Genomic DNA, 245 nt, shown 5'->3' with positions numbered 1-245 from the left:
AATCCTGCGCAAATGCGTCCATTGCGGCTTCTGCACCGCCACCTGTCCCACCTATGTGACGCTCGGCAACGAACTCGACAGCCCGCGCGGGCGCATATACCTGATCAAGGACATGCTGGAAAACGGCCGGCCCGCCGATGCCGAGGTCGTCACCCATATTGACCGCTGTCTCTCCTGCCTTGCCTGCGTCACCACCTGTCCCTCCGGCGTCGACTATATGCATCTGGTCGATCACGCCCGCGCCC

The 245-nt window shown here is 62.9% G+C and carries 1 protein-coding gene; it reads left to right on the top strand.

Annotated elements, in window-relative coordinates:
* Position 1: 1 nt before the first annotated feature.
* A partial coding sequence (locus RAD10_RS42395) for a 4Fe-4S dicluster domain-containing protein (RefSeq protein ID WP_461622077.1) occupies positions 2-245 on the top strand: 244 nt, incomplete at its 3' end.

This window comes from Bradyrhizobium sp. 23AC, assembly GCF_054863025.1.
This window is presented reverse-complemented; position numbering and strand designations above follow the sequence as displayed.